This window comes from Mesorhizobium sp. ISC25, assembly GCF_042295465.1.
GTDB lineage: Bacteria > Pseudomonadota > Alphaproteobacteria > Rhizobiales > Rhizobiaceae > Mesorhizobium.
Genome location: NZ_CP135441.1, coordinates 446,177 through 465,231, shown reverse-complemented (window position 1 = coordinate 465,231; position 19,055 = coordinate 446,177). Strand labels below are relative to the sequence as shown.

At 64.5% G+C, this 19,055-nt stretch carries 18 protein-coding genes; 8 read left to right on the top strand and 10 right to left on the bottom strand.

Translation table 11 applies throughout. The annotated features are described in order from the left end of the window. Positions 1 to 75 precede the first annotated feature (75 nt). A complete protein-coding gene (locus RQ479_RS02345; RefSeq protein WP_376703976.1) occupies positions 76 to 1,488 on the bottom strand; it encodes an FAD-binding oxidoreductase in 1,413 nt (470 codons plus the stop codon). Positions 1,489 to 1,607: 119 nt separating this feature from the next. On the opposite strand from RQ479_RS02345, the gene RQ479_RS02340 reads away from it, so the two are divergent. From RQ479_RS02340 to RQ479_RS02330, 3 genes are all read left to right on the top strand, one after another. Beyond that, a complete protein-coding gene (locus RQ479_RS02340; protein ID WP_376703975.1) occupies positions 1,608 to 2,114 on the top strand; it encodes a thioesterase family protein in 507 nt (168 codons plus the stop codon). 125 nt (positions 2,115 to 2,239) lie between these two features. Continuing rightward, entirely contained in the window at positions 2,240 to 2,437 is a 198-nt protein-coding gene (locus RQ479_RS02335) for a hypothetical protein (RefSeq protein ID WP_023676715.1), read from the top strand. A 199-nt stretch (positions 2,438 to 2,636) separates the two neighbouring features. Further along, a complete protein-coding gene (locus RQ479_RS02330) occupies positions 2,637 to 3,101 on the top strand; it encodes a hypothetical protein (RefSeq protein WP_376703974.1) in 465 nt (154 codons plus the stop codon). Between the two features lie 173 nt (positions 3,102 to 3,274). Here the strand turns inward: RQ479_RS02330 and RQ479_RS02325 are convergent, their stop codons facing one another. Further along, on the bottom strand, positions 3,275 to 3,754 hold the full coding sequence (locus RQ479_RS02325; protein WP_376705849.1) for an Lrp/AsnC family transcriptional regulator: 480 nt from the start codon (positions 3,752 to 3,754) through the stop codon (positions 3,275 to 3,277). Positions 3,755 to 3,844: 90 nt separating this feature from the next. Here RQ479_RS02325 and RQ479_RS02320 point away from each other — a divergent pair, with 90 nt between their 5' ends. Then, the gene (locus RQ479_RS02320; protein WP_376703973.1) at positions 3,845 to 4,753 is read left to right on the top strand and encodes a DMT family transporter; all 909 of its coding nucleotides are present in this window, start codon (positions 3,845 to 3,847) and stop codon (positions 4,751 to 4,753) included. Here RQ479_RS02320 and RQ479_RS02315 read toward each other — a convergent pair whose 3' ends face one another. Further along, the gene (locus tag RQ479_RS02315) at positions 4,754 to 5,653 is read right to left on the bottom strand and encodes a dienelactone hydrolase family protein (RefSeq protein WP_376703972.1); all 900 of its coding nucleotides are present in this window, start codon (positions 5,651 to 5,653) and stop codon (positions 4,754 to 4,756) included. A gap of 273 nt (positions 5,654 to 5,926) precedes the next feature. On the opposite strand from RQ479_RS02315, the gene RQ479_RS02310 reads away from it, so the two are divergent. Both RQ479_RS02310 and RQ479_RS02305 read left to right on the top strand, forming a co-directional pair. Further along, the gene (locus RQ479_RS02310) at positions 5,927 to 6,076 is read left to right on the top strand and encodes a hypothetical protein (protein ID WP_376703971.1); all 150 of its coding nucleotides are present in this window, start codon (positions 5,927 to 5,929) and stop codon (positions 6,074 to 6,076) included. A 9-nt stretch (positions 6,077 to 6,085) separates the two neighbouring features. Continuing rightward, positions 6,086 to 6,517, top strand: a complete 432-nt coding sequence (locus tag RQ479_RS02305; RefSeq protein ID WP_376703970.1) for a hypothetical protein — start codon at positions 6,086 to 6,088, stop codon at positions 6,515 to 6,517. Positions 6,518 to 6,527: 10 nt separating this feature from the next. Here the strand turns inward: RQ479_RS02305 and RQ479_RS02300 are convergent, their stop codons facing one another. Beyond that, positions 6,528 to 8,840 carry a glucose/quinate/shikimate family membrane-bound PQQ-dependent dehydrogenase gene (locus tag RQ479_RS02300; protein WP_376703969.1) on the bottom strand — a complete coding sequence of 771 codons (2,313 nt, stop codon included), beginning with the start codon at positions 8,838 to 8,840 and terminating at the stop codon, positions 6,528 to 6,530. Positions 8,841 to 9,093: 253 nt separating this feature from the next. Between RQ479_RS02300 and RQ479_RS02295 the strand changes: the two genes are divergently transcribed. Continuing rightward, entirely contained in the window at positions 9,094 to 11,901 is a 2,808-nt protein-coding gene (locus RQ479_RS02295) for an ATP-dependent helicase (protein WP_376703968.1), read from the top strand. Between the two features lie 12 nt (positions 11,902 to 11,913). On the opposite strand, the gene RQ479_RS02290 is transcribed toward RQ479_RS02295, so the two are convergent. From RQ479_RS02290 to RQ479_RS02270, 5 genes are all read right to left on the bottom strand, one after another. Beyond that, positions 11,914 to 12,957, bottom strand: coding sequence for an ABC transporter permease (locus RQ479_RS02290; protein ID WP_376703967.1), 1,044 nt, complete (start codon positions 12,955 to 12,957; stop codon positions 11,914 to 11,916). Then, positions 12,954 to 13,745: an ATP-binding cassette domain-containing protein gene (locus RQ479_RS02285; protein ID WP_352465107.1), complete on the bottom strand. Its 792-nt coding sequence runs from the start codon at positions 13,743 to 13,745 to the stop codon at positions 12,954 to 12,956. Before RQ479_RS02285 ends, RQ479_RS02290 begins: the two co-directional genes overlap by 4 nt. A gap of 83 nt (positions 13,746 to 13,828) precedes the next feature. Further along, on the bottom strand, positions 13,829 to 14,836 hold the full coding sequence (locus tag RQ479_RS02280; RefSeq protein WP_292664858.1) for a substrate-binding domain-containing protein: 1,008 nt from the start codon (positions 14,834 to 14,836) through the stop codon (positions 13,829 to 13,831). A 104-nt stretch (positions 14,837 to 14,940) separates the two neighbouring features. Continuing rightward, a complete protein-coding gene (locus tag RQ479_RS02275) occupies positions 14,941 to 15,849 on the bottom strand; it encodes a sugar phosphate isomerase/epimerase (protein ID WP_352465109.1) in 909 nt (302 codons plus the stop codon). Further along, positions 15,846 to 16,880 carry a Gfo/Idh/MocA family protein gene (locus tag RQ479_RS02270; RefSeq protein ID WP_376703966.1) on the bottom strand — a complete coding sequence of 345 codons (1,035 nt, stop codon included), beginning with the start codon at positions 16,878 to 16,880 and terminating at the stop codon, positions 15,846 to 15,848. The genes RQ479_RS02275 and RQ479_RS02270 overlap by 4 nt, the downstream gene beginning before the upstream one ends. Before the next feature lie 194 nt (positions 16,881 to 17,074). Here RQ479_RS02270 and RQ479_RS02265 point away from each other — a divergent pair, with 194 nt between their 5' ends. Next, entirely contained in the window at positions 17,075 to 18,100 is a 1,026-nt protein-coding gene (locus RQ479_RS02265) for a LacI family DNA-binding transcriptional regulator (RefSeq protein WP_376703965.1), read from the top strand. Positions 18,101 to 18,109: 9 nt separating this feature from the next. On the opposite strand, the gene RQ479_RS02260 is transcribed toward RQ479_RS02265, so the two are convergent. Further along, positions 18,110 to 19,027, bottom strand: coding sequence for a ribokinase (locus tag RQ479_RS02260; RefSeq protein ID WP_376703964.1), 918 nt, complete (start codon positions 19,025 to 19,027; stop codon positions 18,110 to 18,112). Between the last annotated feature and the right edge of the window lie 28 nt (positions 19,028 to 19,055).

The following is a 19,055-nucleotide window of genomic DNA, read 5'->3' as shown; positions in this document are numbered from 1 at the left end:
TGCCTCTCAGGTCCTTGGAGTCTTGATCCAAATGGTGGTGCGGTCAAGCCGGGCACCATTTTGGATCTTCCTCCACTATTCGGCCGGCAATATCTTGCCGGGGTTCATTATGTTCAGCGGATCGAGCGCCTGCTTGATCGTGCGCATGATGTCGACGCCATGGCCGAGCTCATGCCGCAGGAAGCCTATCTTGCCTTGCCCTATGCCATGCTCGCCGGTGCAGGTGCCGTCCATGGCGATGGCGCGCATATTGAGCCGCGCCACGAATTTTTCCGCCAGTGCGATCTCCTTCGGATCGTCCACGTCCATCAGCACCAGCACATGGAAATTGCCGTCGCCGGCGTGGCCGACGATCGGCGCGACCAGCCCCATCTCGGCGATATCCGCTTCGGTCTCCGTGACACATTCGGCAAAGCGCGAGATCGGCACGCAGACATCGGTCGACAGGCCCTTGGCGCCCGGCCGCAGCGTCAGCGACGACCAGTAGGCATCGTGCCTGGCTTTCCACAATTTCGTCCGCTCTTCGGCGACGCTGGTCCACAGGAACGGACCGCCGCCATTTTCCTCGGCGATCATGCCGAAGGTCTCGGCCTGTTCGGCGACGCTGGCATCGCTGCCGTGGAACTCGACGAACAGGCAGGGGCTCTCCGGATAATCGAGCTTCGAATAGGTCTTCATCGCCCGCATCTGCAGCGCGTTGACCAATTCGATGCGCGCCACCGGAATGCCCATCTGGATGGTCGCGATCACCGCGTTGCAGGCCGCCTCGACGCTGGGAAACGGGCAGACGCCGCCCGAAATCGCCTGCGGAATGCCCTGCAGCTTCAAGGTCAGCTGTGTGATGATGCCAAGCGTGCCTTCCGAGCCGATCAGCAGCCGCGTCAGATCGTAGCCGGCCGAGCTTTTCTTCGCGCGCTTGCCGGTCGTCACTGCCTCGCCGTCGGCCATCACCGCGGTCAGCGACAGGACGTTCTCGCGCATCGTGCCGTAGCGCACGGCGTTGGTGCCCGACGCGCGCGTCGCCGCCATGCCGCCGAGCGAGGCGTTGGCGCCCGGATCGATCGGAAAGAACAGGCCGGTGTCGCGCAGGTGCCGGTTGAGGTCCTCGCGCGTCACGCCGGGCTCGACGGTGCAATCGAGGTCCTGCGGATTGACCGCAATGATGCGGTTCATGCGTGACGTATCGAGTGAGATGCCGCCGCCCGGCGCATTGGTGTGGCCTTCCAGCGAAGAGCCGACGCCGAAGGCAATCACCGGCACGCGGTGCGCGGCGCATGCGCGCACGATCTCCTGCACCTCCTCCGTCGTCTCGGCAAAGGCGACACCGTCCGGCGCCTGCGTCGGAATATAGGTCGTGGTGTGCGCGTGCTGGGCGCGGATCGCCTGGCCGGTCTGGAATCGCTCGCCGAGCCGCTGCTTGAGGATGCCGAGTACGGCGGCAATCCCTTCTTCGTTGCGCTCGACCGGATTGAGGTCGCTTAGAGCCATCGATTCCTCCGCGAATGGACCAGCATCCACCCTTGTTCTGCATCTAGGGATGCGTAGTCTCACCAACCACGCTCTGTCCAGTCCACGCTCAACCCGGCATGACGAGAAGGAAGTTTCCGATGCCCATTCCCGCCCCTTTCGTCTCTCGCGCCATGGAGATCGAGGAGGCCTGGATCGACTACAACGGCCATCTCAACATGGCCTATTACAACGTGCTTTTCGACCGTTGTTCCGACGAAGCCTTCGAGATGATGGGGATGGGGCCGGATTATGTGAAGGAACGACGGCTGACCATCTACACCGCGGAAGTCCATGTCTGCTACGTCCAGGAGCTGCATCTCGACCACAAGGTCACGGTCTCGTTCCAGTTGCTGGACCACGACGAGAAGCGGCTGAGGGCCTATCAGGAAATCCGCCATCTCGACGGCTGGCTCGCCGCCACCTCCGAAACGCTGTCATTGCATGTCGACATGGCTGGCCCGAAGGTCGCGCCCTTCCCCGCCGACGTCCTGGCCAGGGTGGAAGCGATGCGTGCCGCCCATGCCGCCCTGCCGATGCCGGAGCGCGCCGGCCGCTCGATCGGTATTCGTCTAAGCCGGCTTGAACCGCAGTCCAACCGCCGTTAACCTTACCGAGGTTTTAACGTGAACAAGCCGAATTGAGACGTTGAACGACTCAGCGCGGCGTTGGAAAACCATCCGCATCGAATTGCGATACGGGCGGCGGAGCAGCAGCGGTTCGGGGAACGTGCATGAAAACCGACATCAAGGTCGAGGCGGACAGGCTGGCGGCTGATCCACGCATCACCGACTATGATTTCTGGCGCTCGCTGAAGAACCTCAACAACGAGATCTTCCACATCGCCAACAACAACGAGCCGATCCCCTTCGCCATGATCCGCTGGCGCGCCATCCTTAAGCAGGCGCGGATGAAACGCGGCCACGCCTGAACGGTGCGGGAAGAAACAGACCGGCCGTCCGGTTTGCATTTGGTATATTTGCGCCGCCCCTCATCGCCCCGCAGTGCACTTCTCCCCATCGCGCCAACGCGTTCCGCGACGGTTACAGCGTCGGTGAATTGCGTCGGTGAATTGCATTGCCTACTCCCTGCCAATATGGATTGCTGGCGGATAGCAATGGAGATGCGGGATGGCGAATGACTCGCTGTCTGAAATCGAAGCAGGATTGCCGACATGGGCGGCGGCGATCGCTGGTCGACTTGACTTCTTCCGGAGCCGGCATTTCAGCAAACATAGCATCAGTGAGTTGACGGTCGTTCTGGCTGCGCTTCGCCGCCGCGTCGCGGCACCCGGTGGCGGGGATCAGGCTCTCCTTGCTTTTCTGCACGCCTGCCTGGCGCTGCTTGAAGAGGCAGCGGTCTCGCGAACGGACCTAGCCAGTATCTCCCGTGACTTGGCAACGTTGTGTGACATGGCGCGAATATCCCTTCACGGCGATTGCGACGATCGGCCGTTGATGGCCCACGAGGACAATATGAAAGATTTGTCTGGTGCATCGAGCTGGGCCGCCGAGTCCCAGCTCGCGTGGTTTGGTTGGCTGCAATGGTTGCCGAAGTGCCAGATGCAGAAGGCGAAGCCGCCGTTATGCTGGTGAATGACCTAGCTGCCGTTGACGCGGACTTTCCTCTGCGCGCCCTTCGTGTCGCGTCCCGAGCTTAAGCGTCGTCTTGCGGCTTATGCTCGCTCCTTGCGACCGCTGCCGCCGCGCGATAGGGCTACCGTGGCTATTGCCTACCCGCTCACGAATGATCGCCCCGTCCTTGAACATCACAGCAGCCGCTTCACCGCTCCCAGCGGCGATCGCGGCACCACCGGCGACGACTGGATGATCGCCGTATTGGTCATCGCGAACGGAATGATCCGGTCGATCAACCGCTCGAGCTCGGCCACCGAGCCGACATGCGCCAGCGCGATGAAACAGTCTTCGCCGGTGACCCGGTCGCATTGGGCGATTTCCGGCAGGTCGCGGATGATTTCGGCCACCACAGCCAGTTGCCCCGGCACCGGCCTGATGCGCAGCCATGCCGACAGCTTCATGCCCAGCGCGGCCGGATTGATGCGCACCGTATAGCCCTCGATCACACCGCTTTCCTGCAGCCGCTTGATGCGCTCGGCAACGCTCGGCGCCGACAGGCCGACCGACCGCGCCAGCTCGGCGGTGCTGGTGCGCGCATCCTTCTCCAGCAGGCGCAGGATTTTCAGGTCGGCCGGATCCAGATCGCTATTTTCATTTCGAAGGCGTTTCAGCGGAATACTCCTTGCTTTCGGAAAGCAAATAGCCGCAGAGACCGGCCATCATCCATATCAATGGCAAAAATCGCCTGCGATACTGATCCTATGCAAAATCGGACGCAAGCCCCGGCAGCGAGTCCGGCACTCGCCGGCCCCGCCTTTACCTTGGCAAACGCGGTCCCGCCGCATCTCTGGTTCGGCGTCAGTGCCGTGTTCCACTATCTCGGACCGGCCTTCGCGGTGCTGCTGTTCCCGCAGGTGGGCGTGCTCGGCATGGCTTGGCTGCGCATCGCCACCGCTGCACTCGTCTTTGCCCCATTGACCCGTCCATGGGCGGTCTTCGCCCGCGCCGATCGCTCGACGCGATTGTTGTTTGTGGCTTTCGGCGTCTGCCTTGGGGTGATGAATTGCTCGTTTTACCTGGCGCTCGACCGGCTGCCGATCTCGCTGGTGGCGGCGATCGAATTCGTCGGCACGATCGGCGTCGCGCTTGTCGGCCTCAGAAGCCCGCGCAATCTCGCCGCCCTTGCAATCGCCGTCGCCGGCACCTTGCTGCTGATCGACGTCAAATGGTCGAGCGATCCCGTCGGCCTGTTCTGGGCTTTCCTCAACGGCGCGCTGTTCGTTGGCTATATCGTGCTCGGCCACCGCGTCGCGCGCGCCGGCGCCGGCGATGGCATCGCCGGGCTGGGTGCCGCCATGGCGGTCGCCCTTCTCGTCGTACTGCCGATCGGTTTTGCCGATGCGCTGCCGGCTTTCTCGGCGCCGCCGCTGCTGCTTGCGGCGGTCGGCGTCGGCATATGCTCGTCGGTCATTCCCTATATTTGCGACCAGCTCGCCATGTCGCGGCTGCCGCGCTCCAGCTTCGCGCTGATGCTGTCTTTGCTGCCGGTCACCGCGACGTTGATCGGCGTCATTGTGCTGCGGCAGGTGCCGAGCCTCACCGACTGCATCGGCATCGCGCTGGTGGTGGCCGGCGTTGCATTTCACAAGCCGGCGCCGGCGCCCGCCTGATCAGGCCAGCTTCTCCTTGAGGAAGGCGATGGTCCGGCCCCAGGCGAGGTCAGCCGCCTTCTTGTCGTAGCGGGCCGCCGACGTGTCGTTGTTGAAGGCATGGTTGGCGCCTTCATAGACATAGACCGAGTATTCGACATGGGCCGCGTCGAGTGCCGTCTTGAAGGCGTCGATGCCGGCATTGGTGCGGGTGTCGAGCCCGGCATAATGCAGCATGAGCGCGGCCTTGATCTTCGGCACGTCCTCGGCCTTTGGCTGCATGCCATAATAGGCGACGGCGGCGGCGAGGTCCGGCGCGTTGACGGCCAGCATGTTCACCGTGCCGCCGCCCCAGCAGAAGCCGACGGCGCCGACCTTGCCGTTGCCGTCCTTGTAACCTTTGAGGTAGGCGACCGTTGCGACCGCATTGGCGGCGACCTGTGCTGGATCGAGCTGGGAAAACAGGTCACGTGCCCTGTTTTCATCGGCCGGCGTGCCGCCGAGCGGCGTCATGAAGTCCGGTGCGAGCGCTACGAACCCTTCCAGCGCAACGCGCCGCGCCACATCGCGAATATGCGGGTTGAGACCCCTGTTCTCATGCACGACGATGACGGTGCCGAGTTTGCCGGTCTGGTCCGCCGGCTTGACCAGATAGCCCTTCATCTGGCCGCCGCTGCCGGGATAGCTGATGTCCTCGCCTTTCACGCGCGGATCGTTTTCCGCCACGATTGCCGCCTGGGCCGAGTTCGCCGCCAGCAGCGGCGCGATCGCGGCCGCTGCCGCACCCGATCCGGCAAGCCTGGTCAATTGCTCCATGAAGCGCCGCCGGTCGAGCGTCAGATGCGTGTATTCGTCATAGGCATCGATCATCGCCTGGGTAATGACAGGCTCGGCGGCAGTGGGTCCGGCAGGTGTTGTCATGGCGCGCTCCTCGTCGGCCCCCCGCGGCAACATAGAGCCGAAGCTTGCCTGGTCCAGTCACGGCTGAGTGAGGCTGCCAAAAGTCCCTGCACGGGGGCCGTGATGCCGCGCGCCGCACTGTCATTAAATTTTGGTCCTTTGTGGCAATGCAAAATGCACGTACCACAATGTAAAAAGAAGTTACCGAGCTATGCCTCACTCGGGCCATTTGGCGAACGAGAATGGCCATTTGGCGGGAAAAGAATGCCTGATTGACGACGAAGGAATACGCCCATGACCTTTCCCTCCGCGCTTCTGGCAAGTGGGTTCGCACTCGCCGCTATGACTTTGCTGGCGCTGCGGTTCACCGCCTTCACCGCCTTCAAACGATCGTTGGTCAAGGTCCGCGCCAACCGGCACCCGCCCGCAAACACCAAAGCCTGAGGAAAGATCATGGACGTTAAGGACATCATCAACACCGTCTCCCAGAAGTCCGGTCTCAACCAGGCTTTGACGGAAAAGATCGCCGGCACGATTTTCTCGGTGCTCGAACACGAGGCGGAAGGTACGACCCTGTCGAGCTTCTTCGCCAAAATCCCGGGAGCCGACGCCCTGGCCAAGCAATATGATGTCATGGCTCCCGGCGCGGCTTCCGGTGGGGATCTCCTGTCCTCGCTGGAGGGCGCGCTCGGCGGTGCTCTCGGCGAAAAGACCGGCGCGCTGATCAACGGCGTCGCCATACTCAAGGCATCAGGCCTCACGCTCGCACAGATCAGCCAGGCCGGCAGCATGCTGGTCCAGCAGGCCGAGACAGCCGCCGGCCCGCAGTTGACCAATGAGGTACTTGCATCGGTACCCGACCTGAAAGGGCATCTCGGGCTCTGAAGGAACTTCTCTATTTCGGCAGCGTATAGGCCATCACATAATCGCCCGGCTTGGTGCCGACCGAGCCGTGGCCGCCGGCAACGATGACGACGAACTGGCGTCCGTCGGCTGCCGTGTAGGTCATCGGTGTCGACTGCCCGCCCGCCGGCAGCCGCGCCTGCCAGAGCTGTTTGCCGGTCGTCAGGTCATACGCGCGCACATAGTCGTCGACCGCCGCACCGAGAAAGGCGACGCCGCCGGCAGTGATCATCGGCCCGCCAATGCCGGGCACGCCGACCTTGAATGGCAGCGGCAGCGGCGTCATGTCGTAGACGGTGCCATTGCGATGCTTGTAGACGATCTTGCCGGTCCGAAGGTCGGCGCCCGCCACATAGCCCCAGGGCGGCGCCTGGCAGGGAATGCCGAGCGGCGACAGGAACGGCTTCAATATGACTGCGTAAGGCGCACCGTCATTGCGGTTCAGACCCTGTTCGCTGCCCTTGGTGTCACCGGGAGGCGGCACGTCGGCGCGCGGCACCAGTTTGGAGATGAACGCCAGGTATGTCGGCATGCCGAACATCACCTGCCGGACCGGATCGACTGCCACGCCGCCCCAGTTGAAGGTGCCGAAATTGCCGGGGTAGATCAGCGAGCCCTGCAGTGACGGGGGCGTATAGCGGCCCTCATAGCGCAGCTTCCGAAGCTCGATCCGGCAGGCCAGCTGGTCGAACATGGTGATGCCCCACATGTCGGCGCCAGTCAGCGGTTTCGGACTGAAGCTCAGGTCCGAGAGCGGCTGCGTCGGCGAGGTATGGTCGCCTTCGATCGCGCCGCCCGGCGCCGGTAGTTCCTTGACCGGAACGATCGGCTCGCCGCTGCGCCGGTCGAGCACATAAAGGTCGCCCTGCTTGGTCGGCCCGACCAGCGCAGGCACCACGCCACTTTCCGTGGTGATGTCGACCAGCGTCGGCTGCGCCGGCACATCCATGTCCCAGAGATCGTGATGCACGGTCTGCCGCACCCAGCGCAATTGTCCACTGTTGAGGTCGAGCGCGGTGATCGACGACGAGAATTTTTCGTCGTTGGCGCTGCGCCCGGCGCCGAGCTGGTCCGGCGTCTTGTTGCCGAGCGGCACATAAAGCAGCCCGAGCTTCTCGTCGGCGCTCGCCGTCGACCACATGTTGGGCGAGTTGTTGGTATAGGTCTGGCCCGGCGGCAGCGGCGTCGTCTGGTCAGGATTGCCGGAATCCCAATTCCACAACAGCGCGCCGGTGTCGGCATCATAGGCACGGATGACCCCGGATGGCTCCTGCGTCGAATAATTGTCGTTGACCGCGCCGCCGACGATAATTTTGTTGGCGACGATCAGCGGCGCCGAGGTCGAATAATAATAGCCCGGCTTCGGATATGGCATGTTGGCGAGCAGGTTCAGCGTGCCGCCTTCGGCAAATGTGGGGCAGACCTGGCCATTCGCGGCGTCGAGCGCGATCAGCCGGGCGTCGGATGTCGGCAGGTAGATGCGTGTGGCGCAGGGCTGGCCGGCGGCGATCTTGGCGTCGGCATAATAGGACACGCCGCGGCAAGTCTGGTGCTGGCGGTCCTTGTCGAGCTTGACCTGCGGATCGAAGCGCCATTTCTCCTTGCCGCTCGCGGCGTCTACGGCGATGGCAAAATTATGCGGCGTGCAGATATAGAGCGTGTCGGCAATCTTCAGCGGCGTCACCTGATAGGTCGTCTCGGCGATGTCGTCGGGCCCTTTCACGTCGCCGGTGCGATAGGTCCAGGCCGGCTGCAGATTGGCAACGTTTTCCGCGGTGATCTGGTCGAGCGGCGAATAGCGCTGGCCATATTGCGTGCGACCGTAATAGTGCCATTCGCCAGCTGGCACGTTACCGCCGAGATCGGCCGTCGGCGTCACCTTGTCGGTGTTGAGTTCACCCGCAATATCCTTTGGATCGGTCGTCATCGAATAGCCGGCGACAGCAAGCGAGGCCAGCACGGCGAGGATCAGCGGCGCGCGTCCGTCGGGACCGGTAAGCCCACGCCGCGCCCAAGGCGTCAACAGCCACAGCGCGACAAGCACGATGATGCCGCCACGCGGGCCGAGCTCCCACCAGTCGAAGCCGATCTCCCAGACCGCCCAGGCGAGCGTGCCGAGCACGATCGCCGCGTAGAGCCACAGCGCCGTGGATCTGCGCCTGTAGAGCAGCCAGGCCGCGACAAGGAAAGCTAGACCGACGATGACGTAATACCAGCTGCCGCCCAGCGTCACGAGCCAGATGCCGCCGCCGCCAACCGCCAGGCCGATGAGGAAAAGGATCAGGGAGGTGATGACCACAGCCAAGACGGTGCTCCTTCGACTGGTGCGCTCCGCGACGCGTCCATGGGCAACCCCGCATTGCGTTCCTGCCCCCACGCAACTTTCTCCGGCCCGCCTCCCCTGTCAAGCAAGCTCGGCGTTTTACGGCGCTGGCCCATCGCAAGCCCGGCGTTTTGGTTAGCGGACCCATTCCAGATTGTGAGTCTACCGACTGGACAGAGAACAAAACGGAGACACTTCTGGCCTTTCGCTGCCGAATCACTACATTCGGGGGGAGATGTCCGGGTTTTCGGAAGATATGCCCTTTTTTGACGAACCGAACGCGCGGCCCGTGGCCCCGTCGGGCATTGCCGCGCGCGCCATGGCTGCCCGCAGCAACCAGAACAACGCGCCCGATTATCTCAACGGCCTCAACCCCGAGCAGCGGCTGGCGGTGGAAACCACCGAAGGCCCGGTGCTGGTGTTGGCCGGCGCCGGCACCGGCAAGACGCGGGTGCTCACCACGCGCATTGCCCACATCCTTGCCACCGGCAAGGCTTTCCCCTCGCAGATCCTCGCAGTCACCTTCACCAACAAGGCGGCGCGCGAGATGAAGCAGCGCATCGGCCTGTTGATCGGCGAAGGCAATGTCGAGGGCATGCCGTGGCTCGGCACCTTCCATTCGATCGGCGTCAAGCTGCTGCGCCGACATGCCGAGCTGGCCGGGCTCAAATCCGACTTCACCATTCTCGACACCGATGATGTCGTGCGCCTGATCAAGCAGCTTATCCAGGCCGAAGGGCTGGACGACAAGCGCTGGCCGGCCAAGCAGTTCGCCCAGATGATCGACGGCTGGAAGAACAAGGGCCTCGGTCCCGCCGACATCCCCGAGGGCGATGCCCGTGCCTTCGCCAACGGCAAGGGCCGCGAGCTCTACAAGGCCTATCAGGAGCGGCTGAAATCGCTGAACGCCTGCGACTTCGGCGACCTCCTGTGCCACCCGATCCGCATCTTCCGCGCCAATCCGGACGTGCTGAAGGAATACCACAAGCGCTTCCGCTACATCCTCGTCGACGAATACCAGGACACCAACACCGCCCAGTACATGTGGCTGCGCCTGCTGGCACAGCGGCCGCAAGGCAAGCCAATCTCCCCCCTCGTGGGGGAGATGTCCGGCAGGACAGAGGGGGGCGCGAAGGATCGCGACGCTACCAACAGTCCTGGCGGAAACGCCGGCGGGACAGCGCCCCCCTCTGTCGGCTCCGCCGACATCTCCCCCACGAGGGGGGAGATTGGGCGCTCTTCGGCCGAAGGCCGCAAGCCCGACCGGGCGTCGGCCGGCCAGGCCGCCCCTGCGGAGGCCAGCGAGCGAAGCTCGCGCGCGGCCGTGAGCGAAAGCAAAGTTAACATCTGCTGCGTCGGCGACGACGACCAGTCGATCTATGGCTGGCGCGGCGCCGAGGTCGACAACATCCTGCGCTTCGACAAGGATTTTCCCGGCGCCACCATCATCCGGCTGGAGCGCAACTATCGCTCGACCGCGCACATCCTCGGCACCGCCTCGCACCTCATCGCCCACAATGAGGGCCGCTTCGGCAAGACGCTGTTCACCGAAAAGATCGCCGAGGACGACGAGAAGGTGCATGTCCACGCCGCCTGGGATTCCGAGGAGGAGGCCCGCGCCGTCGGCGAGACCATCGAGGCCTACCAGCGCCAGAAGCACAATTTGAACGATATGGCGATCCTTGTCCGCGCGTCCTTCCAGATGCGCGAATTCGAGGACCGCTTCGTCACGCTCGGCCTCAATTACCGCGTCATCGGCGGCCCGCGCTTCTACGAGCGCCTCGAAATCCGCGACGCGCTGGCCTTCTTCCGCGTCGTCGCGCAAGGCGCCGACGACCTCGCCTTCGAGCGCATCGTCAATGTGCCGAAGCGCGGCCTTGGCGAGGCCACCATCCGCCAGATCCACGACACCGCACGCGCCCTGCGCATCCCGATGCTGGAAGCGGCGGCAACACTCGCCGAGAGCGACGAGCTGAAGCCGAAGCCGCGCGCGGCCCTGCGCGAGGTATCGGCCAATTTCGAGCGCTGGCAGAAGGCGCTGGAAACCACGCCGCACACCGAGCTCGCCGAGACCATTCTCGAGGAGAGCGGCTACACCGACATGTGGAAGAACGACCGTTCGGTCGAAGCGCCGGGGCGGCTGGAAAACCTCAAGGAGTTGATCCGCTCCATGGAGGAGTACGAATCGCTGCGCTCCTTCCTCGAACATGTCGCACTCGTCATGGACGCCGAGCAGAACGCCGAGCTCGACGCCGTCAACATCATGACGCTGCATTCGGCCAAGGGCCTCGAATTCGAAACCGTGTTCCTGCCCGGCTGGGAGGAAGGCCTTTTCCCGCACCAGCGTTCCCTCGACGAAGGTGGCCGCTCCGGGCTGGAGGAGGAACGCCGCCTCGCCTATGTCGGCCTGACCCGCGCCAAGAAGAACCTGCACATCTGGTTCGTCTCCAACCGCCGCATTCACGGCCTCTGGCAGTCGACCATCCCGTCGCGCTTCCTCGACGAGCTGCCGGAAGCCCATGTCGAAGTTTCCGAGAGCGGCAACTCCTATGGCGGCTACGGCAATGCCTATGGCGGCGGCTCGTTCGCCTCCGGTCGTGGAGGCCAAGGTGCAGGCAGGCAGAACCCCTATGGAGCATCGCGCTTCGACAACATAGGCGGCAATAACGGCGCCGAGAAATCCGGCGCCTTCTCCAGCACCTATGCGACACCGGGCTGGCAGCGCGCTCAGGCCAACCGCACCGAAGCGACCGACCGCAATTGGGGCACCCGCTCCGGCCACCAGGTCGAGCGCATCGGCTATGGCGAGACCGATTCCGGCTACGGTGCCGGCCGCACCTCGATCAAGGGCCGCACCATCGACGGCGAGCTGGTCGCCAAATCCGTCGCCGACACGCCGTCCCCCTTCAATGTCGGCGATCGCGTCTTCCACCAGAAATTCGGCAACGGCAACATCTCGGCAATCGAAGGCAATAAGCTGACCATCGACTTCGACAAGGCCGGCCAGAAACGCGTGCTGGACGGGTTTGTCACGGGAGTTTGAGGTCGCCGGTCGTCACCGATACCGCGCCTGATTCCACTTATGGCCAAGCAGCGACAAGATGATAATTAGTCCGTTGAAGAACTGGACGTAAAAGCCGCTGAGGCCCGCCGCCACGACGCCGGTCTGGATGAACGACACGGTGACCGCGCCGATAGCGCCGCCGACGACGGTGCCGATGCCACCCCAGGTCGGGGTGCCGCCGACGAACACCGATGCCAGCACCGGCAACAGATAACCATCGCCCGCAGTCGGCCACCAGGTGAAGTTTATCATCACCGAGAAGGTGCCGGCGATTGCCGCGCCGATGCCGACGAAGACGAACACCTTCACCCTGACGCGCTTGACGTCGATGCCCATCTGCTGGGCGCTGTCGGGATTGTCGCCGACCACCTTGACCTGCGCGCCGAAGCGATGGCGGTTGTAGAGCAGCGCCGACAGCACGACGAAGCCGATGGCCCAGAATATCTGCACCGGAATGCCGTAAAGCTGGCTGGAGAAGATCTTGTAGGCCCAGCTGTCCGCAAGGCCGGTCAGCGCCGTCGACCTGCCCTCGTTGATGATCTGGATCAGGCCGCGCAGCAGGAAATTCATGCCGAGCGTGGCGATCAGCGACGACAGCCCGCCATAGACGACTAGAGAGCCGACCAGGAAGCCGAGCAGCATGCCGGTGACCATTGCGGCGGCGATGCCGAGGAACGGGTCGTAGCCGGCCTGCACGACCAGCGCGAACACCCAAGAGGCGAAGCCCATCGTCGCCGGAAACGACAGGTCGATCTCGCCGCAGGTGACGACGAAAACCAGCGGCACCACCACGAACAGCGCCACGGGCAGCGTGGTCAGCACGGAACTATAGAGATACCAGCTGGTGAAGACCGTCGGATTGGCGATCATGAACACCGCCATCATCACGATGAACACCGCAAGCGTGCCGAGTGCAGCGCGATTGTCGAGGACAAAGCCGCGCATCCAGTGGTCGGACGGGTGTTTCCATGCCTTCCGGGCGGCTTCGCTGCTGCCGAGAGGGGTTTGCAGATCGGGCTCCATTGTCTTGCTCATCGCGTTGCCTGCTCCCCGGCCTCGTGCAATCCCGCCAGTCCGCCGGGGTGTGCCACGTCTTCCATGAAATTGATGAGGTCTTCGGCCGACTTGACCTCGCTCCGGTCGGCGCTGAGCGCGACCTTGCCGCGATCGAGCACGACGAAGCGGTCGGCGATATCGAAGACGTGGTGGATGTTGTGGCCGATGAACAGGATCGACCGGCCGCTCGCCCTCACCTGGCGCACGAAATGAAAAACCTTCGCCGTTTCGGTCAGTGACAGCGCCGTCGTCGGCTCGTCGAGGACGATCAGGTCGGCCTTCTTGTAGATGGCGCGGGCGATCGCCACGCCCTGGCGTTCGCCGCCCGACAGCTGGCCGACGATCGACTGCGGCGTGAACACTTTCGAGGTGAAGCCGATCTCGCGCATCAGCCGGCTCGCCTCCGCGATCTCCTTGTTGACCTTCAGCCAGCCAAGCCAGCCGGTGAGCTCGCGGCCCATGAAGATGTTGCGCACGATCGTCTGCTGCACGGCGAGCGCCCGGTCCTGGAACACCGTTTCGATGCCGGCGTCGCGCGAGCGCGCGGCGCTCCACCCGGTCACCGGTTTGCCGCGAATGAGGATTTCGCCGCTGGTCGGCTTGACCACGCCGGAGAGGATCTTGATCAGCGTCGATTTGCCGGCGCCGTTGTCGCCGATCAGGCCGACCACCTCGCCGCGGTCGACGCTGAGATTGACGCCGCCAAGTGCATAGACCTGGCCGTAGGACTTGCTGATGTCACGCAGTTCGATGAGGCGTTCGGCCATGGCGGTCCTCGCTTGATTTCGTGCCGGCGTCTTCGCCAGCGACCCCGCCGGCCGGGCTAAATCCCGGCCGACGGCTTGGGAGGTCAGCGCAGCGCCTGCTTGGCGAGTTCGGCGACAATCTCGTAATTCTGCGGCGTGACGAAGCCGGCGCCGGTGTCGACGTTCATCGGCGCCAGACCCAGCACCACCTGCTGGCAGAGGCTGAGGATCGGTAGGTAGCCTTGCATGAACGGCTGCTGGTCGGCCGTCAGTTGCACCCAGCCGCCCTTGAAGCCCTCGACGATCTGCGGGCTGGTGTCGAAGCCGAAGTTGAAGATGTCGCCCGGCTTCCTGCCCGCCGCCTGCATGTAAGTCGGCACATTGCCCAGCAGCTGCCCGCCGGGATAGCCGACCGCCTTGACGTCGGGATTGTTGAGCAGTGCTGCCGTGATCACCGGAATGGCCAGATTAGGGTCGGCGGCCCACTCGGTTTGAGAATTGATTTGAACGACGTCGATGCCGGCCTCTTTCAGTGCGGCGACCGTGCCGCGTTCGCGCGCGCCGCGGCTCTCGTTCTCGAACGGGCCGATCATGATCGCCTTGTCGCCGGCCTTGAGCCCGGCCAGCTTGAACGCCTCGGCGCCCAGCGCGCGGCCCTGCTGCTCCTGCTGGGCGCCGACATAGCCGCCGCCGAACGCCGCCGTGACCGTCGGCACCGGCACGTTCTGGTACATCATCTTGATGCCGTCCTTGTGCGCCTGTTCGGCCAGCGGCATGATGGCGGCGTCGCCCGGGTGGCCCATCATGGCGATGCCTTGGGGCTTGACCGCAACAGCCTCGCGCAACTGCTGGACCATCTTCTCCACGTCCCACCCAGAGAAGATATAGTCGACCTTGGGCCCGAGATCGGCGGCCGCCTGCTTGGCGCCATTATAGACGATGGTGCCGAACGCATCGCCCTCCGCCCCGCCGGCGAAGAAACGGATATGGACATCCTTGCACCATTGCGCATCGAGCGCCTGCGCCGGCAAGGTCGAGAGTGCGGCGGCGAGCGCCATCGCGGCCGCCGAGACGGTCGAGCGCAGAACTGTCCTTCTCATCATAATGCTCATGCACGTTCCTCCCTTTGTTTCCTCGCTAGCCGAGGGGTTTTGACGATCGCTTCGGCGTTGCGCCGCAGCCTCCAGCTGGCCGGCACCTCCCGCCGGCCGACTTCTCACACCGGATTCGGCAGGTAGCTCGCGCCTCCCCGGCATTGTTGGAGATAATCCAGCGCCCGCGCCTGGCCGGTGATCTCGAGATCGCCGCGATAGACCGGGTCGTGCCAGCCCTCGATGTCGATGGCACCCTTGTAGCCGACCAGCCGTAGCTCGCTGATCACCCGCGTCCAGTCGCTGTCGCCGAAGCCAGGCGTGCGCATCTGAACGAACGGCAGCCGGCCGAACACGCCATGTTCGCGGATCACGTCCCAGCGCACCGTCGCGTCTTTGCCGTGGACGTGGAAGATGCGCGGCGCCCATTTGCGGATCTGCGGGATCGGGTCGATCAGGTAGACCAGCTGGTGGCAGGGCTCCCACTCCAGGCCGAGATTGTCGTCCGGCACTTCGTTGAACATCAGCTCCCAGGCGTCTGGATTGTGGGCGATGTTCCAGTCGCCGCTGGCCCAGTTGCCGTCCATGGCGCAATTCTCGAAGGCGATGCGCACGCCCTTGTCGGCGGCACGCTTGGCCAGCTTCCCCCAGACCTCGCGGAAACGTGGCAGGCTGTCGGTCAGCGGCTTGCCGCGAATGCGGCCGGTAAAGCCGCTGACCATATTGGTGCCGAACAGATGCGCGTTGTCGATGACCGTTTCCCACGCCTGGAGCACGCCGCGATCGACTTCGCCGCTCTCCAGCGGATTGCCGAACACGCCGATCGACGAAATGACGACATCGGCATCGCCGATCGCGTCGCGGATCTCGCCCGCCAGCCGCGGAATATCCTTGCCGCCCAGCGTCTGCCAGAAAAACGGCTGGATGCTCTCGAAGCCGAGCGGCAGGATCTGCCTGACATAGGCGGCCGGGTCGTCGAGATTGGCCCGCACCATTGTGCCGATCCTGATGTCGAGCAGCGGGTTTGGCATCATGATCCTTCCTGTGCAGTGATAGCGACCCGGCGCCCGGTCTCGGCGCTCTCGATGGCAGCGAAAACCATGGCCAGGCTCTTGATGTTGTCGGCGCCACGCGTCTCCGGCTCGGTGCCGGTTTCGACGGCGCGGACGAAATCCTGGATAATGCCGAGATGGCCGCCGACGCGATCGGCCGGGTCGAGCGGCGGTACGGCTATCGGTTCGGTGCGGTCGAACATGCCTTCACGGACCGGCCGCACGACTTCCGCCTTCAGCACGTCCTCGCCGTCCCAGACAATGCTGCCGCGCTCGGCGACGATGCGCCATGTACTGTCCCAGCTGGTACGGAAGCCGGCCGCGCACCAGCTGCCGGCATAGGTGAACAGCTTGCCGCCGCCGAGGTCGAAGCTTGCGGCTGCCGACGACCCTTGCCGATACCAGGAATTGGCCGGCTCCCACTCCTGGCAATAGACGCCGGCCGGTTCGCCGGCCACCATGTAGCGGGCCGCATCGAATGTGTGGATGGCCATATCGAGCAGCAGCACATGGCGCATCTCTTCGCGAAAACCGCCGAAATGCGGCGCAACGAAGAACTCGGCGTGGATGCTGGTCGCAGCACCAATGACGCCGGAATCGAGAAAGCGCCGGATGCGCCTAACGTTGGCGACATAGCGGCGGTTCTGCACGACGGCATGGATGCGCCCGGCGCTGCGGGCGGCCTCGACGATGGCACGCGCATTGTCCGGGCTGTCGGCCAGCGGCTTTTCGGTCAAGAGATGGCAATGGTGGGCAAAGGCGGAAAGCGCGACCTCGCGGCGGGCGGCGGGAACCACCACGTCGAATACCGCATCGGGCCTGGTCTGGTCGAGCACGGCCTCGAGGTCGGTTCCGATGATGGCGCCCGAAAGCTCGTATTCGCGCACCCTTGCCCGCGCCCTTTCGGCGTCGAGATCAACCAGGCCGACAATGGCGAGCCCGTCGACCTGCCTGGCCGCATCGAGCCAGGCCTTGCTCATCGCTCCGCAGCCGACCAGGACGACATTAATCATCCAGCACTCCTCCCTCCCGGCCCCTCCAGACCGATCGTCACGGCATTCACGGCAGGGCCATAAACCATTTTCCGTAAACGTTTACGAGAACACACCCGATGGCGTACAATGTCAATTAGCCGGTGCGAAAAATCGTCCTGCCGCCTTGGCCCGAAGAGCCGCCGGTGCTAGCCAAGCAAGGGGAGAACTGTCCTTTGGCGTCCAGTATTCACGACCTTGCGCGTCACCTGAACATTTCGATCGGCACGGTGTCGCGCGCGCTCAACGGCCGCGCCGATGTCAATGCCGACACACGCCAGCGCGTGCTCGATGCGGCCAAGAAGCTGAATTATTCGCCGAACCAGTCCGGCCGTAGCCTGCGGCGCGGCGCCACCCATTCGATCGCCTTCATGCTGCAGCCGCATCCGGGCGACCAGGAATATGGCGAGCCGTTCTTCATTCCGTTCCTGACCGGGCTGCAGGCCAAGCTCGCCGAAAGCGGACTCGACTTGATCGTGGTGATGGGTGCGCCGGGCGACTATCAGCAGGAGCGCCTGCGCCGTGTCGTCGAGACACGCCGGGCCGATGCCGTGGTGCTGGCCTGGACGCGGCGCGAGGACGAGCGCATCGACTATTTGACCCAGGCCGGCTTCCCGTTCGCGACGCTCGGGCGCAGCCGCTCCGGCGGCGATGCCTACCCCTCGCTCGACCTCGACTTCGAAAAAGCGGGGGCTGACGCGGTCGATCGTCTCGTCGCGCGCGGCCACCGTCGCATCGCCGCCATCCGCCCGTCGCTCGACCTCAATTTCGGCTATCTGTTCCTTGCCGGCTATCGCAAGGCGTTGCGGCGGCACGGCATTGAGTTCGACCCCGAGCTGATCGCCGACGGCTTCATCAACGAGGCCGGCGGCTACGCCGTGACGCCGAAGGTCATGCGCTCCAAGGACCCGCCGACCGCCATCATCTTCAACAACGACGCAATGGCGCTTGGCGGCTGCAAGGCTCTGGCCGAGGCGGGCATCAAGCCCGGCCACGACATCGCGGTGATCGTCATCGTCGACACCCCGCTCTGCCGCTATTTTTCGCCGGCACTGACCGGCTTCCGCCCGGCGCTGGAGCCGATGGGCGAGCGGCTGGCCGAAATGCTGCTGGCATCGATCCCGGCTTACGCCGGCACCGAAGGCGCCCGCATCACCCGTGAAGTCTGGCCGCTGGAGCTGATCGCCCGCGATAGCGACTGATCGCGGTGGTCACTGAGCAGGCTCAGATTGATCAAGGCCCCCGCGCTCGCGCTCCGGCGTTGCGACCAGCGAGGCAGCGGCGGCATTGGCGGCGGCAAGTGCCGCCTCGACAGGCTCTCCACGCGCAAGCCCCGCCGCAAAGGCACCGACGAATTCATCACCGGCACCGTGGGTGCTGACCACCTTCACCGGCATCGCCGGCAAGGCGAATGCCCGGCCGTCGCGGTCGCAATAGGCAACGCCCTCGCCGCCGGCGGTGACGATGGCAGCCGGATAGGAATCGACGAGCATACCGGCCGCCTTCGCCGCACCCTCGAGCGTGTCGACGACCGAAACGCCGGCCAGGAACTCCGCCTCGACGGCGTTGACGATGACGATGTCGGTCAGCGCGATCAGTTCGGCTGTCAGCTTTCGCGCCGGCGCCGCGTTGAGGACGACGCGGCCGCCATGCGCCTTCACCGTCCGCGCCGCGGCAATGTTGGCGGCTTCCGGTATCTCGTTTTGCAGCAGCAGAACCGCCGTTTGCGCGATCAGCTCGGCCGCCTCCGTAATGTCCTTTTCGCCGAGAGTGAGATTGCTGCCCGAGACGATCACCGCGCCATAGTCGCCGCTGTCGTCGAAGATCGCCACGCTCATGCCCGAGCCGGCGCCGGAAGCCACCCGCACGAAGCGCTGGTCGACGCCGTTGCGGTCGAGATTGTCGAGAAGCGCGCGGCCGAAATCGTCATCGCCGACGGCACCGATCATTGCCGCACGCACACCGGCCCGCGCTGCCGACACTGCCTGGTTGCCGCCCTTGCCGCCGCATTTTGGATGCCAGGCATGGCCGGTCACCGTTTCGCCCTTGCGTGGGCGATCGGGGGCTTCGACCATGATGTCGTAATGCAGGCTGCCGAATACGGTCACCAGCGGCGGAGGAGCCGTCATGTGCGCCAGACCTTCATGAGCCGCTTGC